The 23,932-nt window shown below is 42.2% G+C and carries 22 protein-coding genes, 2 pseudogenes and 1 riboswitch; of the genes and pseudogenes, 7 read left to right on the forward strand and 17 right to left on the reverse strand.

Features of this window, described 5'->3' with window-relative positions; all coding sequences use genetic code 11:
• Positions 1–8: 8 nt before the first annotated feature.
• Together atpE and ACTNC6_RS09700 are read right to left on the reverse strand one after the other, a co-directional pair.
• Positions 9–227 (reverse strand): ATP synthase F0 subunit C, encoded by a 219-nt coding sequence (gene atpE / locus ACTNC6_RS09695; RefSeq protein ID WP_019160512.1) that lies wholly within the window; start codon positions 225–227, stop codon positions 9–11.
• A gap of 172 nt (positions 228–399) precedes the next feature.
• Positions 400–1,062 carry a F0F1 ATP synthase subunit A gene (locus ACTNC6_RS09700; protein ID WP_441035850.1) on the reverse strand — a complete coding sequence of 221 codons (663 nt, stop codon included), beginning with the start codon at positions 1,060–1,062 and terminating at the stop codon, positions 400–402.
• A gap of 656 nt (positions 1,063–1,718) precedes the next feature.
• Between ACTNC6_RS09700 and ACTNC6_RS09705 the strand changes: the two genes are divergently transcribed.
• On the forward strand, positions 1,719–2,393 hold the full coding sequence (locus tag ACTNC6_RS09705; protein ID WP_441043960.1) for an SGNH/GDSL hydrolase family protein: 675 nt from the start codon (positions 1,719–1,721) through the stop codon (positions 2,391–2,393).
• Positions 2,394–2,612: 219 nt separating this feature from the next.
• Entirely contained in the window at positions 2,613–3,389 is a 777-nt protein-coding gene (locus ACTNC6_RS09710; protein WP_291807740.1) for a GNAT family N-acetyltransferase, read from the forward strand.
• Between the two features lie 278 nt (positions 3,390–3,667).
• On the opposite strand, the gene ACTNC6_RS09715 is transcribed toward ACTNC6_RS09710, so the two are convergent.
• A complete protein-coding gene (locus ACTNC6_RS09715) occupies positions 3,668–4,228 on the reverse strand; it encodes a folate family ECF transporter S component (RefSeq protein WP_216458564.1) in 561 nt (186 codons plus the stop codon).
• A gap of 87 nt (positions 4,229–4,315) precedes the next feature.
• Positions 4,316–4,420, reverse strand: a riboswitch (THF riboswitch).
• 323 nt (positions 4,421–4,743) lie between these two features.
• Between ACTNC6_RS09715 and ACTNC6_RS09720 the strand changes: the two genes are divergently transcribed.
• Positions 4,744–4,941 carry a hypothetical protein gene (locus ACTNC6_RS09720; RefSeq protein ID WP_291807741.1) on the forward strand — a complete coding sequence of 66 codons (198 nt, stop codon included), beginning with the start codon at positions 4,744–4,746 and terminating at the stop codon, positions 4,939–4,941.
• 79 nt (positions 4,942–5,020) lie between these two features.
• On the forward strand, positions 5,021–6,199 hold the full coding sequence (locus tag ACTNC6_RS09725) for a hypothetical protein (RefSeq protein ID WP_291814383.1): 1,179 nt from the start codon (positions 5,021–5,023) through the stop codon (positions 6,197–6,199).
• A gap of 54 nt (positions 6,200–6,253) precedes the next feature.
• On the opposite strand, the gene ACTNC6_RS09730 is transcribed toward ACTNC6_RS09725, so the two are convergent.
• The gene (locus tag ACTNC6_RS09730; protein WP_441043961.1) at positions 6,254–7,123 is read right to left on the reverse strand and encodes an amidohydrolase family protein; all 870 of its coding nucleotides are present in this window, start codon (positions 7,121–7,123) and stop codon (positions 6,254–6,256) included.
• Positions 7,124–7,228: 105 nt separating this feature from the next.
• On the reverse strand, positions 7,229–8,380 hold the full coding sequence (locus ACTNC6_RS09735; RefSeq protein WP_441043962.1) for an alanyl-tRNA editing protein: 1,152 nt from the start codon (positions 8,378–8,380) through the stop codon (positions 7,229–7,231).
• Positions 8,381–8,630: 250 nt separating this feature from the next.
• Here ACTNC6_RS09735 and ACTNC6_RS09740 point away from each other — a divergent pair, with 250 nt between their 5' ends.
• The 3 genes from ACTNC6_RS09740 (at position 8,631) to ACTNC6_RS09750 (ending at position 10,347) form a co-directional block, all read left to right on the forward strand.
• Positions 8,631–9,137 (forward strand): RNA polymerase sigma factor, encoded by a 507-nt coding sequence (locus tag ACTNC6_RS09740; protein ID WP_441035834.1) that lies wholly within the window; start codon positions 8,631–8,633, stop codon positions 9,135–9,137.
• Positions 9,138–9,632 carry a hypothetical protein gene (locus tag ACTNC6_RS09745; RefSeq protein ID WP_441035832.1) on the forward strand — a complete coding sequence of 165 codons (495 nt, stop codon included), beginning with the start codon at positions 9,138–9,140 and terminating at the stop codon, positions 9,630–9,632.
• Between the two features lie 73 nt (positions 9,633–9,705).
• A complete protein-coding gene (locus ACTNC6_RS09750) occupies positions 9,706–10,347 on the forward strand; it encodes a hypothetical protein (protein WP_441035831.1) in 642 nt (213 codons plus the stop codon).
• A 102-nt stretch (positions 10,348–10,449) separates the two neighbouring features.
• Here ACTNC6_RS09750 and ACTNC6_RS09755 read toward each other — a convergent pair whose 3' ends face one another.
• The 12 genes and pseudogenes from ACTNC6_RS09755 to ACTNC6_RS09810 all read right to left on the reverse strand — a co-directional run.
• Complete coding sequence (locus ACTNC6_RS09755) at positions 10,450–11,418, reverse strand: biotin--[acetyl-CoA-carboxylase] ligase (RefSeq protein ID WP_441035829.1); 969 nt, start codon at positions 11,416–11,418, stop codon at positions 10,450–10,452.
• 114 nt (positions 11,419–11,532) lie between these two features.
• Positions 11,533–11,754 (reverse strand): hypothetical protein, encoded by a 222-nt coding sequence (locus ACTNC6_RS09760; protein WP_441035827.1) that lies wholly within the window; start codon positions 11,752–11,754, stop codon positions 11,533–11,535.
• A 184-nt stretch (positions 11,755–11,938) separates the two neighbouring features.
• On the reverse strand, positions 11,939–12,631 hold the full coding sequence (locus ACTNC6_RS09765) for an LrgB family protein (protein WP_173742674.1): 693 nt from the start codon (positions 12,629–12,631) through the stop codon (positions 11,939–11,941).
• Entirely contained in the window at positions 12,631–12,996 is a 366-nt protein-coding gene (locus ACTNC6_RS09770; protein ID WP_173742675.1) for a CidA/LrgA family protein, read from the reverse strand. The genes ACTNC6_RS09765 and ACTNC6_RS09770 overlap by 1 nt, the downstream gene beginning before the upstream one ends.
• Positions 12,997–13,275: 279 nt before the next feature.
• The gene (locus tag ACTNC6_RS09775; protein ID WP_441043963.1) at positions 13,276–14,217 is read right to left on the reverse strand and encodes a type I phosphomannose isomerase catalytic subunit; all 942 of its coding nucleotides are present in this window, start codon (positions 14,215–14,217) and stop codon (positions 13,276–13,278) included.
• A 119-nt stretch (positions 14,218–14,336) separates the two neighbouring features.
• Positions 14,337–16,049, reverse strand: coding sequence for a phospho-sugar mutase (locus tag ACTNC6_RS09780; protein WP_441043995.1), 1,713 nt, complete (start codon positions 16,047–16,049; stop codon positions 14,337–14,339).
• Positions 16,041–17,189: pseudogene (locus ACTNC6_RS09785) on the reverse strand (glycoside hydrolase family 130 protein); the annotation flags it as partial. The gene ACTNC6_RS09780 and the pseudogene ACTNC6_RS09785, both read right to left, overlap by 9 nt.
• Entirely contained in the window at positions 17,179–18,357 is a 1,179-nt protein-coding gene (locus tag ACTNC6_RS09790; protein WP_441043964.1) for an AGE family epimerase/isomerase, read from the reverse strand. The pseudogene ACTNC6_RS09785 and the gene ACTNC6_RS09790, both read right to left, overlap by 11 nt.
• 340 nt (positions 18,358–18,697) lie before the next feature.
• Entirely contained in the window at positions 18,698–19,711 is a 1,014-nt protein-coding gene (locus ACTNC6_RS09795) for a LacI family DNA-binding transcriptional regulator (RefSeq protein ID WP_441043965.1), read from the reverse strand.
• A gap of 27 nt (positions 19,712–19,738) precedes the next feature.
• Positions 19,739–21,931: an alpha-galactosidase gene (locus ACTNC6_RS09800; RefSeq protein ID WP_441043966.1), complete on the reverse strand. Its 2,193-nt coding sequence runs from the start codon at positions 21,929–21,931 to the stop codon at positions 19,739–19,741.
• 239 nt (positions 21,932–22,170) lie between these two features.
• Positions 22,171–22,629, reverse strand: coding sequence for a metallophosphoesterase family protein (locus tag ACTNC6_RS09805; RefSeq protein WP_441043967.1), 459 nt, complete (start codon positions 22,627–22,629; stop codon positions 22,171–22,173).
• Positions 22,630–22,698: 69 nt separating this feature from the next.
• A pseudogene (locus ACTNC6_RS09810) lies at positions 22,699–23,925 on the reverse strand (endonuclease Q family protein); the annotation flags it as partial.
• Positions 23,926–23,932 lie beyond the last annotated feature (7 nt).

The following is a 23,932-nucleotide window of genomic DNA, read 5'->3' on the forward strand; positions in this document are numbered from 1 at the left end:
TCCATCAATTAGCCAAGCATGATAACGATCAGAAGACCGATAACGAAACCGTAAATAGCTGTTGCCTCGGCAAGGGCGCATCCTAAAAGAAGTGCTTTACTGATCTTGCTTTCTGCTTCCGGCTGTCTTGCGATTGCTTCTACTGCTTTGGATGTTGCCATACCAATACCAATACCTGCTCCAATACCTGTCATAACTGCGATTGCTGCTCCGATAGCTACTAACATAACTTTTTCCTCCTGTTGTTCAACTAGAATAAACTAAATATTACAAATCTCTTTTTGTGAACTGCTATCCTCTTCTATATCGCGATTGCGGATAACAGTTTATCACTGTTTTTTTCTGTCGTTGTTTATGTAATTTGAATTTATGTAAAAACAGATAAACAGTAATTCTTATTTATTCGATGGCTTCCTTAATGAACAGTGAAGTCAGGAATACAAATACATAAGCCTGGATGAATCCGTCAAAGAAATCAAAGTACAGGCTGAATGGGATAGGAAGAATCGCCGGGCATATAAACTCGAGGAGTTTCATGACCACATAGCTTCCTAATACATTACCAAAAAGTCGCATACAAAGTGATGTCGGACGAATGGCGATCTCAAGAATATTGATTGGCAACATAACCGGTGACGGCTCTGCGAAGCTCTTAAGAAAACCTTTCAGACCTTTCTTGTGAAATCCTGCATACTCGATCAGGAAAATACTTGTAATTGCCAGACCGATGGTACAGTTCAAATCCTTTGTAGGCGGTACAAATCCAAACACACCGAAAATGTTTGCTATTCCAATGTAAATGACAACCGTCATCAGATAGGGAATATACATTTTTCCCTCTTCTCCAAGGATATCCTTAAAGAAATCATGAAGAAAACCGACGCCTGCTTCCAGGAGAAGCTGTTTCTTACCGGGATTCTCCACACTCAGGTTTCTTACGAGCACCAATGACAAAATTAAAAGCACTGCCATGATGATCCATGTCACTGCTACTGATTCTGCAATCGGTATTCCTCCAAACACTGGTATGGTAAAAACTGTCTTACATTGAAGTTCTTCCATTAACGTGCTTGCTAAATTACCCGTTTCTTTTCCCTCCTTTTTCTATTTGAATCGCTGAAAGACATTCGCACTCTCTTATCATGTCCGTCTCAGATGTCTTTCCCCGGTGTCCGTCTTAGATGCCTCTTCCTGAAGTCTGTCCCTGCTGTCTTTACCTGCTGCCTGCCTTAGATGTCTCTTCCTGAAGCCCGTCTGTGATGTCCTTACCTGCTGTCTGTCTCAGATGTCTTAGTTTAGTCGAAAGTCTGAAAGCTCCTGACCATATATATGATCCGTGAGAAATATAAAATCTTTCTAAAAGTTTCATAAATTCTTTCAGCGATTCAAGATTTTGAGATTATTATATTCGAATCTGTTAAAAAGTCAACAATCATTTTGACTGTTTTAGACAAAAAAAGATTGTTCTTTTGTGCATTGTAACCATTTCTTTTTTTAATTTTACTTTTTTTCTCAATTACAATAGTGCATTTTCACGGAAAAAGGCTATTTTTCGTTGACTGAACTGTGAAGCGATGATATTATTTTATATAGTTTTTATATAAATTTTATATTACGTCACTTACCAATTTATAGATTGGTAATACCATTTATTTATATCAGCATTTATTTAAATCAGCATTCACTATTATATAAAAAATATAAAAGGGAGTTATACTATGCAGATCATTTGTCTTGGAGACAGCATTACCGATTGCGGTCATTTACTCGATGATTTTCCTCTGGGGAATGGATATGTGCAGATGCTTGCAGAAATGTTTCAGAAAGAAATTCCCGGCAGACGGCCAAATTCATATTCTGACAACTCCAGATCGTTTTTATCAAATACAGTACAAATTAAAAACTACGGATTCGATGGCTTCACCATATCAAGAGTCCTGGACAATATCCGCCAGCACCGGATTTCCCTGCACCGTTCTCCTGTTGTAACGCTGCTGATCGGCATTAATGATATCGGGCTGATGATGAATACAAACCGCACTGCTTCTCAGCAGAAACAAATGATGGCAGAATTCTCTGAGCATTACGATGAATTGCTGAAGCTGCTCATTGCAGATGCCAGACAGGTAATCCTTATGGAGCCATTTATCTTTCCGCATCCGGAAGAATATCAGACATGGATTCCACATGTTCGTACCATGTCTGACCTTATCCAGAATCTTGCTGCAAAATACCGGCTGCCATTTGTGCCACTGCATGATGATCTGAATAAAATAGCAGCTGAACAGGGATTTGATGCAATTACTATAGACGGCATTCATCTTACCGCCCATGGACATGAATTGCTTGCCCGTAAATTATATTCCCTCGTTCTGGAGACAATCGCCGGATAAATGATTGTTCACTTCACGCCCGGCAAAGTGCTTCATAACGAATATTATAATAAACGAAAGTTTTCTTGCACATCGTTTCTAAACTCTGTATAATTCTAAAAAGACACTTTTGCATGCCTGTGGATTTCTGTAAGTTTTCTATAACAGAGAACCGTTATGGCATCTTCATGCATAAACATGCATTTGCGGACTCATATTGAAAGGAGTCTTCCTTATATTATGGAAACTACAATTAAACAGATTGAAGATATGTCTCTGAACGCCTGGCCGTCTCACAAGATGGAACTGTATGACGGCTGGATCCTGAGATTTTCTTATTTTTATACACACAGAACCAATAGCGTAGAGCAATTCGGCAATTCTACTCTTACATGGAGAGAGAAAATCCCATACTGCGAAAGCGTATATAAACGCCTGGGAACACCGGCTGTATTTAAGATCAGCCCTCTTGTTTCTCCTGACTTTGATTATGTTCTGGAGAACCGTGGATATGCCATCCAGCATACCACCAATGTCATGGCGATGAGCATGAATGCCGCGCGTCTGGACGCTCCGTATCCGGACGTAACGTTCTACGATAACATTCCATCTGAATGGATTGAAAGTCTGTTTCGCTTAAAGAACACTACCAACCCCGTTCACCGCAAAGTCGTTCCATCCATGTATCAGGCGATCCTCAAAGAAACTATCTGCGCCTGCATCCGTATGGACGGCCAGATCATTGCAACCGGACTCGGCATTCTGGACAGAGATTACATCGGGATCTATGCCATCCATGTAAAAGAAGAATATCGCAAACACGGCTATGCACGCCAGATCTGTACCGGACTTCTGAAAGAAGGGATAAAGAAAGGTGCGCAGAATGCATACCTTCAGGTTGTAGAGGGAAATGACAATGCCCGTGCACTGTACAAATCGCTCGGATTCAACCAACTTTATACTTACTGGTTCCGTGTACAGCCGGATGAGAATGGTAACTATCCACCAGAAAAATAAAATGCTCTGATCATGGCAGGCATGTCCCCGCCCACTGTTCATTGCTTTTCACAATTGAAGCAGAAGATTTACTTGATTTGATTAAGTTTCAGAATATAATAAAAACAGACTCACTGTAAAGTACTTCATATTTTACTTTACAATGAGTCTGTCTTTTTATATCATAACTTTCTTCTTTTTCGGGGAATCGATTGATATGTAATTAACATAGTCCGCGCAAAACCATGTTTTCTTAACTATCTTATCAGTCCATTATTCAAGTCTTAATTCTATCTCAATTATACGGTTTTGTTCTTCAGCACTGCAGGTGCCGCATTCTCAACAACCATTGCTGTCAGCGGGCTGAAATACAGCAGGCAGGTCAGTACACAGTAGATCGGGATCATGATTGCGAACTGTACCAGTCTTCCAGGCATGATCGCGTAGAAGTTATATCCAAGCATAATTACAAGTCCTGCTGTTGTAAATACCAGAGAGCTGAGAACCGCTGTTACTACGATAGATACGCAGATGCCAACTGTCTTTCCTGTTTTCTTCTTGTTTGCAAATAACGGTTTTGCAAGAGCAGGAAGAACGCCCCAGAGAACTGCTGCAACTGTAATAAACGGGTTTACTGCATATCCTTTCATAAAACATCCGATGATATCTGCACATAATCCACAGACACCACCAGCTACCGGGCCAAGCCACAGACCTGCAAGAATTGTACTTACACTTCCTACAGAAATACGGTATGCACCGAGATCAATCACCAGAACTCGTGTGAGTACCAGATGCATGGCGATCAGAAGAGCCATGAACACCAATGTTTTTACATTCCAATATTGTTTTTTCTGCATAATAAAAACACCTCCATAATGTGTTTAAAAAATAGAGTAGTTACCATAAATAATAATCCCTCCACATTATGAGATGTCCTCATATGTAGCAACGGGTGCGGAAATCATATCGTAAGCAGCACGCTTTCTACTTTTCGTTTCACGGCGACTCCCCAGCCTGTGAACACTTGACGCATAAAATCCTACTTCGCTATTATTTATTTATCGAAATTATATCACAATCCATAGAAATTTCAATATATTTTTCGTTATTATTTTGTCAAATTTATAGTCTGTTTATTGTACATATTTCACGAAAACCAGTTACTGTCTGCTCACAGCAGCACACTTCCCAGAATCTTATCAGTTCTGTCAGATATTCGTAATCCGTTTTACTACTTCTCCATAACCCAATAACTCTTTCGCAGTTTTCCTTAAACAGCGGACAAAAAACTCACATAAAATAACCGCATATACTAATACTATCCATTATACAGACAGATGGATCACATCTGCTATAATCATGGAGGTAAAAAATGTCAGAAAAGCGTAAAAATAGCTGCCAAAATCCTTACAATGTATGTTATGATAATTACCTGAATACCAACGCCTGTACAGAATGTACCGGCCTGATATCTACTCCTGCCAAAGACAATGACGAATGGGAAAACTACCGGAAAATTTTTGACTTTATCCCAGATCCGCCTGAAGATGATATCTCTTCTCATAAATAATTATGTTTTGAGATCATTGCACTGCACCTGGCAGGAATAATGCTCAAACGAATGATTTATCGGAGGTCCTGTCTTTACTATGAAAAAACTGCTTGCTGCATGTGTCTGTACCGTTCTCACTTTCTCTGTGACCGGCTGCAGCCCTGGAACTGTACTGGAACAATTTACATCTACCGGAGATACTTCTGCCCGGGAAATCGCTTCTTCAACTGATACCACCACTACAACCGAATCCAAAGACCGCGTTTATATGGATGAGATTTCCGGTACTCTACAGGATTTTTCCGGAAGCCAGCTCATCCTGAATACAGACGATGCATCTTATGTATTCAATGTTTCCAACGCCACACTGGAGTGTAAAGGCGGAATGATCACCGGTGATGAGATCAGTATTATTTATGAAGGACAGCTCTCCAATACAGATACAAGCAGTGTTCGTGTTCTGAAAGTAGTGGATGAATTCCACAAGAAGAACAAACTGAAGAAACGTACTGCTCACGGGCAGGTCATATCTCTGACCTCCAATACGATCACCATAAAAAATAAAAAAGGCAAAACTGCTACTTACCCGATCACCGGAACGAAACAATATTATCAGAACGGCATCAAATCCGGCGACTGGGTCTACCTTACCTTTAAAGGTGAATTTCCGGATACTTCTGATGATTCCTCTGCGTCTTTAAACGCTAGTCATCTGAAAGTCCTAAGTATTTCCGACCTGAAAGACCTGCAGATTCCGGATCCGACACCTACACCTGAACCGACAGTTACACTGACACCGGAGCAGATTGCGAACCGTGAGAAACAGTTTCTGGTAACCATCCAGGCAGTAAATCTGAATATTCTTCAGGTTCTTCCTGCTGGCAGTGATACTCCGCTAAGCATTGATATGTCTGCAATTCCCGCTTATTTTGAGGGCGGAATTGCTCCCGGTTCTCATGCAAATGTGACTTATATTGGAAATCTGGAAGAGGACACTCTGGAGGGCATTCGTATCATTGCCGTAACCGGAGAAAATCCTGCCGGAATCGATGATAAACATATTTCCTTTACAGCAACCGGAACTATCATCGGAAGCACCGCTAATACGATCACCGTTCAGACCGACGATGGTGCAGTCGACACTTTCCGCATTGAAAACGCTCAGGATCTTACTGAAAGCGGTGTGGAATACGGCGACTATGTATGTGTTACTTTCCATCCGTCTAAATCAAAATCTTCTAATATTTATACTGCAGTCAAGATTCAGTATGCATAAGCCAAAAGCAGTCCATTTACAGTTTGTACGCTGTAGAATGAACTGCTTTTGTTATTACCGTCTGATAAATTTCTTTTTAATTTCTGATTCACCATCTGAAAGCCAGTGACAGACAATATCACTTTCTTCCAGAATTTCTGTAAACGATTTCATTTCATCCTGAATTCCTTTTCCATGAAAAACCCAGTAAGCCCCTGCGTCACTGCCCGGAGCAACCTTTACTCCAAGTTTAAATGCCTTTCTGACATTCTCTTCTGCAAATTCTATGATCGGCTTCAGCGTTTCATCCGCATAACGCCCGTCACCCAGAAGATTACGCACTGTGACCAGCGTCGGAACCCATACTGTATCACTCTCTGCCAGCATGTTAAGACTTTCTTCATTCATGTAGTTCCCATGCTCCAGACTGTCCACACCGGCTTCCACTGCTGCCTGAACACCATAGTCCCCGTTAGTATGAGACATCACGGCCATACCCTCTTCATGTGCAATATGTACCATCTCTTTCACTTCAGCCGCATCCAGCGGTGTTCCCGTGACAGCTCCGTGTGCATTGAAATCCATGATTCCTGTAGTCATGATCTTAATAAAATCCGCACCTGCATTTATCGCCTCAAGCACACGACCATGAAATTCCCGCATTGTTGCAAAGCTTTTTCCAACAATGGAACCATAGTGTCCCTCTTTGTGGATTGCAAATACAGGAGTCCGGTAATCAATACCGTATTCCGGCGCAAGTTCTTTCGCTCTCGCGGAAACGCCCAGTGCATCGCCACCATCACGTACAAAAGTAATATCTCTGTCCTGATAAGCTTTCAGATGCTCTCTTATTATCTGGTCATCCGGACCATTCTTATGCATATCAATTGCCTGACGGTAATTCACACCATCCATAATTATATGCGCATGACATTCTCCAAACATTGCTCTTTTCCTCTGATTTATACCTTTTATCCTGCTATCCACACTCCCTATGCAGAAACATATTGCATCACATATTATCTGCATACAGACTGCTCAGCTCCTAAACTATTTCTCAAAGAAATTACGGATTTCCATCTCTGTTGCCTGTACAGACCCCTGCACAAAGAATGGCTTTCCGCCGCCCCTTCCATTTAATGCAGCATTCATTTCTTTTGTATACTGGCGAAGATCTCCGTCAATCTCACCCATTGCATATTTATAGCTTCCATCTTCATTTTTGGAAAATACTGCGCAGCATCCCTGGCAGGTGTTCATCACTGCATCTGCAAGTTTACGTACAGAATCTGCTTCCAGTCCCTCTTTGAAGATCAGGACACTTCCTGCACCTTCCCACTTCTTTGCCTCTGCCTGGAACATTTCTTCCTCCATACGGGCTGCCTGTCCTTTCAGGCGGAAGTTCTCATCCTGCAGACGCTGTACTGCATCTGCTGTCTTTTCCATCTTTGCAGAAAGCTTTACGGAAATCTGGTGGTTCTGCTCATTTACCATATTCAGATAATCCAGAACACGTTTACCGCAGATCATCTCCATACGGATACCATCACGGAACTTCACTACAGAGAGAAGTTTCACCATTCCAATCTCCCCTGTATGAGTTACATGAGTTCCACAACATGCACATACGTCCACTCCCGGGAAAGTCACGATACGAACCTGTCCGGTCAGTTCTTTCTTGCTTCTGTAATCCAGAGCCTGAAGTTCCTCTGCAGTCGGATAAGTGATCTGTACTTCTTTATCTTCCCAGACTCTCTCATTCACTTCCTGCTCGATTTCTGCCAGCTGAGCTTCATCCAGCATACCATTCAGATCTACAGTGATCACATCACCTCCCATATGGAAACCTACATTATCATAACCATACTTTGCATGGATAATACCACTGACCATATGCTCCCCCGAATGCTGCTGCATCAGATCAAAACGACGTGCCCAGTCAATCTTTCCTTCAACCTTCACACCCACTTCCAGAGCCTTGTCCGTATAATGGAGCAATTCACCATCCTTCTCATGAACCTCTGTTACATTCGCATCACCCAGAGTTCCTACATCACTCGGCTGACCGCCGCCTTCCGGATAGAAAGCACTCTCATCCAGGATCACTGCGTAGCCTTTTTTCCGCTCTCTGCACTCTACAACGGTTGCTGTGAATTCTTTTTTATATACATCTTCATAATATAAACGTCTTGTCTCTGTCATTGTTTGTTATTCTCCTTTTACGGACTATCTTAGAGTATGTACTCTCATTTGTCCTCAAGTATAGAGCAAAACTATCTACTTATCAAGACTATCTATAGAAGATATTAATCATGCAAGCACATCGTTATTATTCACACCGTCCTCAGTAACATTACATCCATTATAGTTTCTTTAAAACTTTTCTAAGATATGAATCCATTCCTCCCTCTTCTGCGTTATAATTAAATGAATAGGGACAAAGGAGACAGTAATGATCACAGAAAAGCAATATCTGGAATATCTGATTAAGCAATACCAGAACTTAATATATTCGATCTGCCTGAAATCTATCGGCAATCCATTTGATGCCGAAGATCTTACTCAGGAAGTATTTCTGTCTGCCTATAAAAACCTGTCCCGTTTTGACGGCACTTATGAAAAAGCCTGGCTAAGCAAGATTGCTATCCGAAAATGCCTGGACTATCTGAAAGCTGCCGGGCGGCGAAGTATTCCAACAGAAGACACCTACTTTTCCCAGATTCCGGACCGGCAATCCTCTCCCGAGGATGAATACATGAAAGCTGCATCCAATACTCATGTAGAAGCATTGTGCATGCAGCTGAAAAGTCCCTACAAAGAAGTCGCTTACGCACATTTCTGCAGGGAACTGTCAGTACCTGAAATTGCACAACAGACAGGAAAAAATCCGAAAACAGTTCAGACACAGCTCTATCGAGCAAGGGCAATGCTGAAAAATATGCTTGAAAGGGGTGATTAGATGCATATTGATAAGAAGGATTTAATAGAATTTGACAACGGAAATATGAACACACAGGAAGTCATTGAATTTCTGTCACATCTTGATCACTGCGATTTCTGTCTGGATCAGATGATGGAACAGGAAGACAGCAGTACTGATACTGCTCCTTCCTATCTGATAGAACAGATTCTGACCAAAGCAGACTCCGGTGAAGTACAGCTTGCCCGGGCAGCAAATAAAGCATCCCGCAAAATGCAGCTGCTCCATTACAGTCTTCAGACTGCTGCCGGTGTGATAGTTGCCCTGCTGCTTTTATTCAGTATCCCCAACCTGGATTTCACTTCCTTACATCAGGATACTTCCTCTCAGATAAACAAAACATTGCCCGAACATGAAGACGGCAGGCTCTACCAGTTCACCAGAGAACTTGGCCAGAACATTGGTGATGGCACCAGTTCTTTTATAAAATATATCAGTGATTTTTCCAGCAAATTAATGAATGGAGGCAAATAAAAGTATGCAAAAACAAAAACATGGATTCTGGCTTTTTATCTTTTCCCTGATTCCAGGCGCAGGAGAAATGTATATGGGATTCAAAAAACAGGGTATCAGTATTATGTTCTTATTCTGGGGTGTCTTTGCCATTGGAGCATGTACCGGAATGGACTGGCTTGTGTTTCTGATCCCGATCATCTGGTTCTACAGTTTCTTTAATGTGCACAACCTGAAATCTCTTTCTGAGGAAGAGTTTTATTCCATAGAAGATTCCTATGTTCTTCATATGGATGAACTGACAGGAGATATCAGTTCCCTGCTTAAACATCACAGAAATTTAACCGCGATTCTGCTGATTTTCCTTGGTGCTTCTATTCTGTGGAACAACCTGATGGATTTCCTCTATATGATCTTACCCGGCTATCTGGCTGATATTATCGGTAGATTCACATATCATCTGCCACAGCTCGTAATTGCAGCTACTATCATTTTTGCAGGAATTTATATTCTCACCCGCAAGAAGGATGCATTGGATGAAGAACACCATGACAGTTCCGATGAGGAAGAACATTACTGGACACCATATCGTCCGTACCAGCAGGATATGAGAAATGTAGAAAATGTTGAAACTTCTGCAAATACTACTGATACAACAGACACCAGCAGCCATCCTGTATCATTAAAAGAAGAAATTTCCGAAGAGCTCAAGGATACTGATAACAGTACCAATTAACCCTGAACCCAAAATGAGATTCAGATTTGCGATTGTACATTACCCGCAAATCTGAATCTCATTTTTATAGCAGTTGGGAAAACAATACAATTTTCCATATAGCTATATAGTCACCGAAACTTCCCCAAAAGACAATATTGTTTCCTGCCCATCCTCTTCCCGTACTTTCAGCCTTCCGTCCCTGCATATCTCCAACGCAAATGCCTGCCTGGAAGAGGTTCCGTCTGTAATTGTGATCTGATGTCCCGGGATCATGTTATGTGTCACATAATCCGGAGATAGTTTCAGATCTGCTGTCTCTTTTCGCAGCTCGTTCACAATCATTGCTGTCAATTGATTACGGTCTGTCCGTTCTGCATCTTCTTTTGTCTCATAAAGAGCTCCAGCTATACTTCTTAATTTCTGCGGCAGTTTCTCCTGATCCAGGTAGAGGTTCAATCCTATACCAACTACCACAAACTCAATATTTCCACCTTCAAAATCTGTGACAGCCTCTGTGAGGATTCCACAGACTTTCTTTCCTTTATAAAACAGATCATTAACCCATTTAATATCAAGCTGGATTCCACAGATCTGCGCAACGGCTCTGTAGACTGCCACTGCTGCCGCTGTTGTGATCAGTAAGCTGTCCTGTAGGGTTCCCTGGGGTTTCAGGATCACACTTATATAAAGCCCGGCATCTGCAGGGGAATAAAATTCCCGCCCTCTGCGTCCTCTGCCCGCAGTCTGACTTCTGGCAATTACAAAGGCTCCATGTCCTGCCTTTCCTATCATCGCTTCTTTCTTGGCCGTCTGGTTTGTAGATTCCAGCTCATCATAAATATCTACTTTAACCTCCGGATCATCCAGAAACAGACGGATTCCCTCCTGGGACAACCGATTTGTATCCTTTGCCAGCATATAACCCTTATTAGGTCCTGCCTCTATGGTATATCCGTCCTCCCTGAGCAATTTCACTGCTTTCCATACTGCCGCCCTGGTACAGCCCAGCTCACCTGCAATCCGCTCTCCGGAAATCACTTCTCCTTTATACTTCTCCAACATTTCCAGCAATCTTGATTTTACCGTCATATTTTCCCCTTTACCTATATTATGTATTCTTGGAGTCTTTATTCCGAGAGTACATTATTTCATGAATGAATATTATATATGACATGTTACATCATAATATGCCGGACAGCAACCTCAATTATCAGTCAGTACTGCAACAACTCCCGAATATAAAACTAAAAATCCCAGGATCACCGCAATCGTATCAGCAGAGTGAAAATCAATATTAAAGATCATCCCACCGGCGATCATTACCTCCAGTGTTACGATCAGTCCCAGAATTACTGCCATTGTTCTGGAAAGCTTGCGGCTTTCTTTTCTTCCTGTTCTATGTGTGGTGCTTGCTGTATTTGTCATCTCATTGCCCTCCTAAGTCTTATATCGAACATATTTTCCGAACATATATTCTCTTTTCAAGTATAATACCACACCTTATCCTAAAATGAAAGTACTTTTCGAACATTTGTTTGCAAAAAATAACTGCCATGTTAATTCCTTAAGTCCTGCTTAAGTTCCTTAACATGACAGTCCCCTATATTACTTACATAAACTGGGCAAACACAGATGCTCCTACAACGGTCAGCAGACCGGCCACTGCAATTGCAAGACTGCTCATTGCACCTTCTATTTCACCAAGCTCCATTGCCTTGGCAGTACCGATGGCATGGGCAGAAGTTCCAAGTGCCAGACCTTTTGCGATGGGTTCTTCGATATGTGCCAGTTTGATCACAGTCTCTGCGATCATATTTCCAAGAACACCGGTAATGATAATAACTGCAACTGTAATCGTTACTATACCACCCAGTTCTTCGGAAACCCCCATTCCGATTGCTGTGGTAATAGACTTCGGAAGAAGTGTTACATACTGCTCATGACTCAGGCTGAACAGCTTTGCAAGAATCAGCACACTGACCAGACTGGCAAGTACACCGGAAACAATTCCTATGATTACGGCTTTCAGATTCTTTTTCAAAAGTTCCATCTGCTGATACAGCGGAACTGCCAGACAGACAGTTGCAGGTGTGAGCAGGTAGCTGATATACTGACCACTCTGATTATAGGTGTCATAATCAATATGCAGTAAACAAAGTACCGCTATTACCGCAATGATCGCAATCAGAAGCGGATTAAAAATTGCCATCTTAAATTTTCTTTTCAAAAGAAGTCCTGCCTCATATGCGATCAGGCTGATCGCTGCGCCAAAAAACAGGGAATTACTCATAAATTGTGTCATTATCTTTTCTGTCCTTTCTTTCTGTCCATACGAATAACTGCCTGTGTGACACGACCCGTCACAATCATTACCACAACTGTGGTGATCACTGTGATCAGAATGATCGGCACACATACCGGTTTCAGTATGCCCCAGGCTGTCAGTAATCCGACACCTGCCGGGATAAACATAACCGGCATAATCTCTATGAGAAATTCAGCCGCTTCTTTGACCTGATCCAGTTTGATAATGTGTGTTCCCAGTGCGATCAGCATGATAACCAGTCCGTACACACTTGCAGGTACAGGAAGCGGGATCAGAACATGTAATGCCTCTCCCATTGCAGATAGCAGTAAAATAACCCAGAATTGTCTTACGTATTTCATTTCCAGTCTCCTCTTATTGTCGTTTCCTCAGGATTCGGAAACATTTATCCGTTATTGGTCTAACCAATCTTAGTTCGTTACGTTTTTTTATTATAACGTATTCAAAATAAATTGCAAGGCTGTTTCTGCTGAAATCCCCGAATTTCACATTCTCTAAGTAGTATGTTTTCCAAAAAATACAAAAAAGCTTCTGCAAATCCTATTGTTTTGCAAAAGCTTTTTTCATCATCTTATGACATTTTAGAAAAATAATATAGAAAATACATCTTTATCACCTGATCATACAGTGGTAAGCAGTACCTCCATATCACCTTCCAGCTCATACTCGCCGGAACCGGCTGTGATAAAGATACTGTCACCCTTCTTCACTTCCATAGTCTGGCCGCTTGCAGTGATCCTACCTGCACCACTCATAACCAGTACACTTACGAAAGAAGTGCCGTCAGCTTCTCCTGTCAGTTTCTTTCTTCTCAGTCCGTCCAGGATCACTTTGTCTACTGTGAAATATTCGCAGGATGCAACGTGTGGTCCGAAATCCCTGTCAGTAGCTGCAGGCTCACGTTTGGTTACCTGGAGAGCCTTATCTACATGAAGTTCTCTCTCCTTTCCGTCCGGTCCTTTACGTCCATAGTCGTAAACACGGTATGTAACATTGGAATTCTGCTGGATTTCAGCGATCAGGCTTCCTGCTCCGATGGCATGGATGGTGCCCGGATCAATAAAAAGTACGTCACCTTTATGAATCATTACTTTATTCAGAACATCTGTAAGAGTATGATTGCGGATACGTTCCTCAAATTCTTCTTCAGAAACTTCTTTTGCAAATCCGTAGAAAAGGCTTGATCCTTCTGCCGCATCCATCACATACCACATCTCGGTCTTTCCGTACTGTCCTTCATTTTTCAATGCGTAAGTATTGTCCGGATGTACCTGAATGGAAAGATCTTTTTTCGCATCAATAAATTTGATCAGAACCGGGAACTGCTCGAAGGACTGGCAGTCAGTTCCCAGAATCTCTTTACCGTTTTCATCAATATACTGCTGCAGAGTTTTCCCTGCATATTCTCCGTTTACGATATAACTTGGTCCGTCCGGATGACAGGAAAGCTCCCAGGACTCTGCCAGAGGATCCCTGTCATATTCAATCCCAAACTCTGTTCTTAATCTCGTGCCGCCCCAGAGATAATCTTTACAGCTTGGTTTTAATTTTAAAAGTGCCATTTGTAAATTTCCTCCATTTACTTCAGGCACGCCTGAGAGATTCTCCTGCGTGCCCTTTTTCTTTGCTATCTGTCTGCTATTTTACTTAGCCAGACCGATATTTCAAGTTTTTTATGTAATTAAAGTTCCACAACAGCCTTGGATAATGCTTCCAGTTTTTCTTCAGCATCCTGTGCGTCTGCGCCTTTCACGCCTGCATAGTATTTAATCTTCGGCTCTGTTCCAGATGGTCTTACACAGAACCATGCACCATCCTCCAGTTCAAAGTACAGTACATTGGATTCCGGAAGTGTCAGTGCAGAGGTTTCACCTGTTGCGATATCTGTGCGTACGCTCTTCTTATAATCCTCAAGCGCAGTTACCTTGAACGGACCAACCTGTTTCGGAGGCTGATTTCTCAGCGCATCCATCAGACCATCAATTTTTGCTTTTCCTTCTGCTCCAGGGAAGGTCTGGAAGAAAAGGCTTTCTTTATAGAATCCGTATTTCTGATACAGCTTCTCCATCTGCTCGCAGAGAGTGATTCCTTTTGATTTATAGTAAGCTGCTGCCTCACAGAGAGCCATAACAGCTACAACTGCATCTTTGTCTCTTGCATGGGTACCTTCCAGACAGCCGTAGCTTTCTTCATATCCGAAGAGGAATTCATGGTCATGATTCTGCTCAAAGAATTTGATCTGCTCTCCGATATATTTGAATCCTGTCAGAGTTTCGATCAGCTCTACATTATATTCTTTTGCAATGGCTCTTGCCATTTTTCCGGAAACGATAGTTGTTACAACTGCACCGTTTTCCGGAAGCATGCCAAGTTCTTTTCTCTGGGAAAGAAGGTATTCCAGGATCAGCATTCCGGACATATTTCCTGTGAAGCTTTCGTACTCACCGGTCTTCTCATTCTTTGCATAGATTCCAAGTCTGTCTGCATCCGGGTCAGTAGCCAGAACGATATCTGCGTCCACTTCTGCTGCAAGTTTCAGGGCCAGTGTAAATGCGTTCTTATCTTCCGGGTTCGGATAGCTTACTGTGGGGAAATCTCCGTCAGGAAGTTCCTGCTCTTTTACTACATAAACATTGTTAAATCCAAGTTCTTTCAGTACACGTCTTACCGGAATGTTTCCTGTTCCGTGAAGAGGTGTATAAACGATCTTCAGCTTGTCTGCCTGCTCTTTGATGGCTTCCGGGCGGAGAACCAGTTTCTTAAGAGCTTCCATATATTTGTCATCAATTTCTTCACCGATCACTTCGTAAAGACCTGCTGCCTTTGCATCTTCCTCGGACATCGTCTTCACCTGAGCGAAATCTGTGATCGCCTGAACTTCTGTGATGATCTGTTTGTCCTTAGGAGCTGTGATCTGTGCGCCGTCCTCCCAGTAAACTTTGTATCCATTGTACTGTGGCGGATTGTGGCTTGCAGTTACTACCACACCAGCTGTACAGCCTAACTCACGAAGTGCGAAAGAAAGCATTGGTGTGGGACGCAGGGATGGGAAAATGTAAGCCTTGATTCCGTTTGCTGCCATGCAGAGAGCTGTCTCTTTTGCAAATTCCGGTGACATATGTCTGGAGTCAAATGCAATGGCAACACCCTTTGCCTGTGCGTTCTCTTTAATGATAAAGTTTGCCAGACCCTGAGTTGCTTTTCTTACTGTATAAATGTTCATACGGTTGGTACCGGCACCGAGGATTCCTCTCAGTCCGCCTGTACCGAATTCCAGATCTTTGTAAAATCTCTCTTTGATCTCCTGAGGATCATCTGCGATTGCTTTTAACTCAGCTCTTGTGTCTGCGTCAAAGTACTCATCCTCGCACCAGCGCTGATAAGTATTGTTCATGATCAGTTCACAGCGCTGTTTTACGCAGTCCGGAGAACGATGTGGATCTCTTGGTGTGTGGAACAGATAGTCTTCCAGTTTATCAATAGTTGTAGTTGCCACATGCATTCTTGTATCGCAGGATGCGTAATAGATGTAAACATCTCCGTTATCTTTTGCGATGGCACCGTTTGTGAATACTACGTTGGAAACATCTCCGACTCTTTCTTTTCCAAGCGGAACAAGGAATACACCGGATGGCTCAGCGATCACTTTGGACGGATCATTTAAGTCAGTTCCAAATACATAGAGAACATAACGAAGTCCTGCTGCTGTATTTCTTACACCGTGAGCAATATTGATCCAGCATTTCTTACCTCTGATCGGCACTGCACCTGCACCGTTCTTTGACTCTGTCAATGTATGGTAAATTCTTCTGCTGATGATTTTTTCCTCATCAATCACTGCATGTTCGATATCGTCGCAGAGACCAAATCCGATTCCGCCGCCGCTTCCTGTTTCAATGAAACCATCCATCGGGCGTGTGTAGAATGCATATTTGCCGTCTACAAATTCCGGATGAAGCACTACGTTTCTCTGCTGAGGAGAATGAAGAGTTTTAAGGTTGTCCAGACGCTCCCATGTCTTAAGGTCTTTTGTTCTTACAATACCTGCTTCAGCAACTGCTGCAGACAGATCAGGATTTGTTTTATCCTTGCTCTCGGAGCAGAATACACCATAGATCCATCCATCTTCATGTTTGGTCAGACGCATGTCATATACATTTGTTTCCTCCGGGCAGGTATCCGGAAGCTGTACCGGATAATCCCAGAAATGGAATCCATCGATTCCTGTATCGCTCTCTGCTACTGCAAAGAAAGATTTACGGTCATTTCCCTCTACGCGGACAACCAGATAATATTTTCCATTCAGTTCAATAGCACCGGAGTTCATCACTGCATTGATTCCGAGACGTTCCTGGAAATTGGGGTTTGTCTTCGGATTCAGGTCATATCTCCATTCAACCGGCGCAAATTCTCTTGTCAGTACCGGATACTCATAACGGTCATAAATTCCATTGTAAAAGTCTGTTTTCTGATTTTTTCTTGCGATCAGTTTTTCTACTTTCGCTTTTTCAACGTAATACTGTTTATTCAGCATTTTTCATCCTCCTTATCACTTCCATACACATACGTCCGTTGTGATACGGGCATTTCCATGGTTCTACAATAGGTCCGTCTCCAGGTGTATTGTCTTCCTTTACATACCAGAACCACTCAGAACCATCTCTTGGATCCAACATATAAGTTTTAATATAATTCCATTCATCCTCTGCTGCCTGTAAATATTCCTTTTTCTCCGGGTCCTTCTGATATCTGTTCAGGAAGCCGATCACTGTTTCTGCCTGAACCCACCAGATTCTCCTCGTATCATTGACCCCATTTTCGCATTCATTCATCAGAGAATGATCCACAAAAGCTCTGTGATAAATATTTTCTGCAATTTCTGTTGTGATCGGTGTGATCTTCCCAGTATATTTTTCATCATCCAGTACTTCCAGACCTCTGTCCATCAGCCAAGAAGTCTCTATGTCATGTCCATAGGAATACAGATCGATCAGACTGTTCCAAGTTCTGTCAAAAAATACTTCCTGTCTGCCAAGTTCTTTGTTATAGATCTTATCTGCAAAAAGATCCATCATAAAACGAAGCCTGTCTCCTGTAAACGGATCCTTTGTCACACGGTACAATTCTGTATAAGCCTCAAAAACATGAAGCAGGGTATTCATGGTTTTCTCTGCAATAATACCATTCTCAGAAAGCTTGTCATTCTCTTCCGGCTCAAATTTGCGGTTAAAAGCTTCCAGATATCCATACTCATCCGTACATCTGTCCTCGATCACCTTCTGAAGACCTCTGGCAATCTCCAGTGCTTCCTTGTTTCCTGTTGCAACATAATAGGAAGAGAGAGCATAAATTGCGAATGCCTGATTATAGGTATGCTTCGTTGTATCTGACGGTTTCCCGTCATAAGTGACTGACCAGAACATGCCGCCATATTCTTTGTCCAGACATTTCTCCTTCAGAAATGCATATGCATGATCTGCATCCTCTTTCAGTTTTTCTTCTCCAAGTGTCATATAGGCATTGGCAAAAAACCACAGGATTCTGCTGTTTAAGATACATCCCTTTTCATAATCCTTTTGCACCTTAAGGTTATAACCCATGTAGCCATAAAAACCGCCGTATTCTTCATCCCTCAGCTTTTCCCAGAAAGGGATCAGCTTCTGTGTTAATTCCTCTTCGATTTCCTTCACAAATGTACCCATTTTTCTCCTCCTGTCATTCTGTTCCGTGATACAGTCCTTACATTTATTTCTGCCTTCATTTTACTAGCTCATAGAAATCTTTGTTTCTGTTTTACTAATTTGATTTTACCATCATTAACTTAATTATCAATCTTTAATTGCTTAAAAACAAAGGTTTGTAAAAAGTACAAATATTTAAGTTCTATTTTTGTATATTTATCACAATAAAAAAGCTCACGGGCAAACCACTTTTCTTGATTTTCCTGCAAGCTTCAATTATTAATATTTAATTTTTAACAACTTGTTTTCATGTACTATATTTAATTTATATTTAATTTTATATTTAGTTTTCAAATTTCCGCTAAATCTTTTTCCGTACACTTTCCTTCTCTACTATCTTTCCTGAAACAACGCTCAGGCCTCGTCCCGAAGCAGGGTTCTTAATCTGTTTCAATGCCTTTTCCAGTGCAACCTTCACCATTACCTGGGTATTTACCTCATAACTGGTAATTTTTTTATCAGGAAATCCCGGATACAGATAATTGTCAAATCCAACTACTGAAATATCTTCCGGTACACGATATCCCTGTTTTTCCAGTTCCACGATCAAATTTCCGGCTGTAAGATCACAGTTGCATACAAAGGCTTCCGGCATATGTTCCGGCAGTTTAATATTTATAGAAACACCTTTCTCATCACGATCTTCGATCAGCCATTCTTCCGGCAGAACCTGTCCATGTTCTAACTGTGCTTTATAAAAACCACAGTAACGGTCCATGATACTGCTAGTCACATGAATAGAACCAACATACGCCATCTTTGTAAATCCCTGTTCAAACAGATATCCTGTCATCAGGTACATTCCATAGAAATTATCTGCAATAACTGCATCTTTAGCCAGCTCTTTGTCATAGAAATCCAGAAATATTACCGGCACATCAGTATGTTTCTTCATAAAATGAATATATTCCCTGCTGATTTCCCCCATTACGATCAGAGCATCCACGGTATGTTCTTCCTGAATTCTCGGAAGGATAAAATTCTCCTCCATATCCTGCTTCAGTATTTCCACTGCAGCCATGCAATTCTTATCAGTAGCAACCAAAGCAAGCTCCTGATACATTTTCCAGTAAAAAGTAGTATATGCCGCCAAATATTTCTCTGAAATAATGACACCGATATTGCGCAGGCCACCTTTATTTCTTTCACGCTTGGCTGCTGCCGTCATCTGATGATACCCCAGCTCATCTGCCACCTTTTGGATTTTCTCCCGCATCTCATCACTAACGCCCTTATTGCCGGACAGAGCATTGTGAACAGTTACAGTGCTGACTCCTACCTTTGCGGCAATATCAGCCATCCTTACTTTTCCCATTACATTATATGTCCTTTCTTATCCCCTTTACTCAGTCACTTTCACAAAATGATACAATTTACTCTTAAAGTCTCCCCAGAATCCTTTTACAAGGAAACCACACTTCATCAACATCTCGCCTGTATATTTCTCTTCAGTTCCCTCAAGTGCATAGACAGCTTCCGGATCAAATCCCTGCAGGAAGATTCTTCTGCTGTGGGCATTGGGTGTGCTGAGTACATGCACATAGGTTACCAGAACTTCACTCTTATCTTTGGCAGCTACTGCCCAGCAGTCGTACAGATGATTTTCTCTGTAGGATGCGATTCTGTAGTAGTCACCCTCACGTACCAGCTCATGATATTTGTGGTACATCTTTGTCTGCTCCGGAATCATCTTTCTGTCTTCTTCCGGAATCTTTGTCACATCCAGTTCGTATCCAAAGGTACCTGCCAGCGCCACATGCCCCCTTGTCTCAAAAGGTGTCACCCTGCCAACTGTATGGTTCGGGCAGTCGCTGACATGAGCACCCATGGTAGATAAGGGATAGATCAGGGAAGTTCCTTCCTGGATCATCAAACGCTCGATGGCATCTGTGTCATCAGAACACCAGATCTGTGGACTATAGTATAGCATACCCGGATCGAAACGTGCACCACCTCCGGAACAGTTTTCCAGAAGAAGATCAGGAAATTCTGTAACCAGTCTCTCCTGCAGTGCATAAACGCCCAGGACATAACGATGGAAAAGTTCCTGCTGCTCTTCCGTTCCCAGATAAGTGCTTCCCAGGTCACTTAACTGACGGTTCATGTCCCATTTCACATAAGCAATATTGGCACTTCTTAAGATAGAAGCCACGCTTTCATATACATAATCCAGTACTTCCGATCTGGAAAGATCAAGGACGTACTGCTGTCTGCTCTGTGTTGCTTCTCTTCCCGGAATCTGGATTGCCCATTCCGGATGCGTCCTGTAAAGATCAGAGTTTGGAGAAATCATCTCCGGCTCAAACCAGATACCAAACTCAAGACCGATCTTGTTCACTTCATCTACCAGATGTTTCAGGCCGCCTGTGATCTTATCTGTGTTGACCTTCCAGTCGCCAAGAGAACAGTTATCGCTGTTTCTCACGCCAAACCAGCCGTCATCCATAACCAGCATCTCAATACCGCAGGACTTCGCTTCTCTTGCGATATCTAACAGCTTATCAGTGTTGAAATCAAAATAGGTAGCTTCCCAGTTATTGATCAGGATTGGTCTCTTCTTATGAAGATATTTGCTTCTGATCATATGGTTTCTGTAGAAATCATGATAGCTTCTGGTCATTTCTCCCAGGCCTTCATGAGAATACGTCATAACAACTTCCGGTGCCTGAAATTCTTCTCCTTCTTTCAGGACCCAGCCGAATTCTTCTTTGTTGATACCCATAACTGTACGAACAGAATCAAACTGGTTTAACTCTGCCTGTCCGATAAAGTTTCCGGAATATACGAAATGCATTCCGTAAACTTTGCCCTGCTGCTGAGTGGTTCCCGGTGTTACCAGAGCCACAAAAGGATGCTCCTGATGACTGGATTCTCCTTTTGTAGAGGATACCATCTGTTTTCCGTAACGGAGCGGTCCCTGCTGGATGTGACGCTCTCTTGCCCAGGAACCATGAAGTGTCAGCATCTCAAAATTCTCATTGTCCATATCCAGGCATGCGCTGTAGATCTTCTCGATTTTAAGCTTCTGGCTTCCTTTATTAAGTAATTTCACACTTCTTGTGATCACGTTCTCTTTTTCAAATACAGAATAGCTTAACACTACCTGCAGTCCCAGGATCTCATCTTCGCAGAGGATATCCAGAGTCTGTACTTCTTCCTCTGTACCAAAAGATGCCGGAAGTCCCTTGAGTGTTTTCTTACCATTGTAGATCTCGTGTGAAACATAGTGGATCTCGCATCCCATCTGTCCTGCTTCATTGCGCACATTTAAACAGCTTTCACGATAATCTCCGATGCCGCCGGTCGGATATTCCATCGGGAAACTGTCCAGAAAAGAAGATTTCTCTCTTTTGTTTACAGATGGTGTGTACGGCGGCTCCTCCATGCGCAGCATGTAATTCTCTGCTGCTTTATATAACCGGTCTCCGTAATAAATATGTCCCAGATATCCTTCCGGAGTTATTCCCATTAAGTAAGTACTTTTTTTCGTATCCAGACGGAAGATTTTCTTGTCTTCATTAAACTGAACAGCCATTTCTGCTCCTTTCTGTCATGCACCTGCTGTACGTATCATCTCCACAATACTTCCCTGTACAGGTTCTTGTCTTTAGTGTTAGTATACTTAATAATTAATTCACAGTCAACTTAATGAGTTAAGTTCTACAAACTGACCAAAAACGGCGCAAAAAAACTGACAGATAGAACGAAATAAAAAACTTCTTTTCGAAAACTCATGATTGATTTTCAAAAAGAAGTTTTGCTCTGATATTTATACTACTTTTTCGGAATCATGGTAACCTTTTCCCACTGATAGATTCCATCATCGACTGTCATTACTGCCATGGTGATCTCCTGGTCGAAGCGTCTGGGGCCGCAGCTTCCCGGGTTTAGCCATAGGCGGTTATCTATCATTTTTTCGAAGTATTTATGGGTGTGTCCGAAGATGACTACCTGTGTGTCTTTTAAATCCCAGTCTACATCTTTTTTATTGTGAGTCATGAAAAATTTTACCCCTTCTATGGTAAAGTGTAAGGTTTTCGCCATTCCCTCTGCCCAATCTTTGTCGTTATTTCCTCGGACTACATAAATAGAACCCATCATACGCAGTGTATCCAGAATTTCCGGTTTGTTTACGTCACCTGCATGGATAATACAATCGCAACCCTTTAAAATTTCCAGTATTTCCGATCTGAGCAGGCCATGGGTATCTGAAATAATCCCTATTTTCTTCATACACTATTTCCTCGCTAATCATTCTCTTATAGGCCGTTTTATAATTTCATCATTCTATGTTTAATTTTCCTCAAACAATTCAATCTTTCCATATTCCCCATCATACCCCGGAATTCTCTTCACATTTCCGGTTCTTACATTTTCAATTCCTTCCGCAATCCGTTCTCCTGCACAGGATTTAATATCTTCTGACGGTACATTTCGCAGAATGTCGAATTCTGTCCCCAGTGTCTGAATCATCTGTTCAAAACATCCCTGCACTTTCTTACTTGCAGTGGAATAGCCCATACATGCAGAGATTACTTCCGGCAGAGGTACAAGGCTTTCATATTTCTTACCATCTTTTTTCACAAAACCTTCCGCTCTGTCTGCAAGCTGTTCTACTCTGTGATCTACACCCATGGTCAGCTTCTTTCCGCAAACAGGGCAGATTCCTCCAAGCCGTTCTGCTTCCACCGGGCTTAATGATACACCGCATTTTCTGTGACCATCGAAATGATATTTCCCCTCTTCAGGAAAAAATTCTACTGTTCCTTCCAGCCCTTCGCCAGTCTGGATTGCCTGATAAAGTCCTTCATAGGAACAGTCAATATCCAACAGATTCGCCTCTCGCCCCAGCTTAGACGGGGAATGTGCATCTGAATTGGATACAAGCTGATAGCGGTCCAGTTTGGAAATTCTCCAGTTCATAGCCGGGTCAGAGGAAAGCCCTGTTTCCAGTGCATGTATATACGGTGCCAGTTCCTCGAAACATTCCTCTACAGAATCAAATCCTGATTTCGCACCTAATACAGAGAAATGAGGTGTCCAGATATGAGCCGGAATCAGAATTCCTTCCGGGCATACATCCAGCATCATTTCCAGAAGATCATGACTATCCAGACCAAGAATCGGACGACCATCTGAGTGAATATTTCCGATTTTTTCCAGACGCTGTGCCATGGCATCTGCTACCTCCAGACTGGGAAGCAGGATTACATTGTGTACTTTTCTGGTCTTTCCATTTTTCTTATAAATAGAACTGATTTCCCCGGATACAACAAAACGTGTTCCTTTTCCCGGAAACTTCCGGCTTTCTTCTTTTACATATTCATCTCTGAGACGATACAGACCGTTTCCCTCTGTAACAAGTCTCTCCTTCAGTTCTTCTCTCCATACCGGATGCGTGAAATCCCCTGTTCCGATCAGAGAAATCCCTTTCTTTCTCGCCCAGAAATCCAGATTCTCAGGCGTACCCTCTCTGCTTGTCGCCATGGAAAATCTGGAATGAATGTGCAGATCAGCTATCATTTTCATTAACATT

Source organism: Blautia sp. HCP3S3_C4, assembly GCF_052064095.1.
GTDB lineage: Bacteria > Bacillota > Clostridia > Lachnospirales > Lachnospiraceae > Blautia_A.

What these genes read in the sequence shown, in the direction of transcription:
- atpE (WP_019160512.1), bottom strand. Translation starts at nt 227, where the DNA reads ATGTTAGTAGCTATCGGAGCAGCAATCGCAGTTATGACAGGTATTGGA.
- ACTNC6_RS09700 (WP_441035850.1), bottom strand. Translation starts at nt 1,062, where the DNA reads ATGGAAGAACTTCAATGTAAGACAGTTTTTACCATACCAGTGTTTGGA.
- ACTNC6_RS09705 (WP_441043960.1), top strand. Translation starts at nt 1,719, where the DNA reads ATGCAGATCATTTGTCTTGGAGACAGCATTACCGATTGCGGTCATTTA.
- ACTNC6_RS09710 (WP_291807740.1), top strand. Translation starts at nt 2,613, where the DNA reads ATGGAAACTACAATTAAACAGATTGAAGATATGTCTCTGAACGCCTGG.
- ACTNC6_RS09715 (WP_216458564.1), bottom strand. Translation starts at nt 4,228, where the DNA reads ATGCAGAAAAAACAATATTGGAATGTAAAAACATTGGTGTTCATGGCT.
- ACTNC6_RS09720 (WP_291807741.1), top strand. Translation starts at nt 4,744, where the DNA reads ATGTCAGAAAAGCGTAAAAATAGCTGCCAAAATCCTTACAATGTATGT.
- ACTNC6_RS09725 (WP_291814383.1), top strand. Translation starts at nt 5,021, where the DNA reads ATGAAAAAACTGCTTGCTGCATGTGTCTGTACCGTTCTCACTTTCTCT.
- ACTNC6_RS09730 (WP_441043961.1), bottom strand. Translation starts at nt 7,123, where the DNA reads ATGTTTGGAGAATGTCATGCGCATATAATTATGGATGGTGTGAATTAC.
- ACTNC6_RS09735 (WP_441043962.1), bottom strand. Translation starts at nt 8,380, where the DNA reads ATGACAGAGACAAGACGTTTATATTATGAAGATGTATATAAAAAAGAA.
- ACTNC6_RS09740 (WP_441035834.1), top strand. Translation starts at nt 8,631, where the DNA reads ATGATCACAGAAAAGCAATATCTGGAATATCTGATTAAGCAATACCAG.
- ACTNC6_RS09745 (WP_441035832.1), top strand. Translation starts at nt 9,138, where the DNA reads ATGCATATTGATAAGAAGGATTTAATAGAATTTGACAACGGAAATATG.
- ACTNC6_RS09750 (WP_441035831.1), top strand. Translation starts at nt 9,706, where the DNA reads ATGGGATTCAAAAAACAGGGTATCAGTATTATGTTCTTATTCTGGGGT.
- ACTNC6_RS09755 (WP_441035829.1), bottom strand. Translation starts at nt 11,418, where the DNA reads ATGACGGTAAAATCAAGATTGCTGGAAATGTTGGAGAAGTATAAAGGA.
- ACTNC6_RS09760 (WP_441035827.1), bottom strand. Translation starts at nt 11,754, where the DNA reads ATGACAAATACAGCAAGCACCACACATAGAACAGGAAGAAAAGAAAGC.
- ACTNC6_RS09765 (WP_173742674.1), bottom strand. Translation starts at nt 12,631, where the DNA reads ATGACACAATTTATGAGTAATTCCCTGTTTTTTGGCGCAGCGATCAGC.
- ACTNC6_RS09770 (WP_173742675.1), bottom strand. Translation starts at nt 12,996, where the DNA reads ATGAAATACGTAAGACAATTCTGGGTTATTTTACTGCTATCTGCAATG.
- ACTNC6_RS09775 (WP_441043963.1), bottom strand. Translation starts at nt 14,217, where the DNA reads ATGGCACTTTTAAAATTAAAACCAAGCTGTAAAGATTATCTCTGGGGC.
- ACTNC6_RS09780 (WP_441043995.1), bottom strand. Translation starts at nt 16,049, where the DNA reads ATGAACAATACTTATCAGCGCTGGTGCGAGGATGAGTACTTTGACGCA.
- ACTNC6_RS09790 (WP_441043964.1), bottom strand. Translation starts at nt 18,357, where the DNA reads ATGGGTACATTTGTGAAGGAAATCGAAGAGGAATTAACACAGAAGCTG.
- ACTNC6_RS09795 (WP_441043965.1), bottom strand. Translation starts at nt 19,711, where the DNA reads ATGGGAAAAGTAAGGATGGCTGATATTGCCGCAAAGGTAGGAGTCAGC.
- ACTNC6_RS09800 (WP_441043966.1), bottom strand. Translation starts at nt 21,931, where the DNA reads ATGGCTGTTCAGTTTAATGAAGACAAGAAAATCTTCCGTCTGGATACG.
- ACTNC6_RS09805 (WP_441043967.1), bottom strand. Translation starts at nt 22,629, where the DNA reads ATGAAGAAAATAGGGATTATTTCAGATACCCATGGCCTGCTCAGATCG.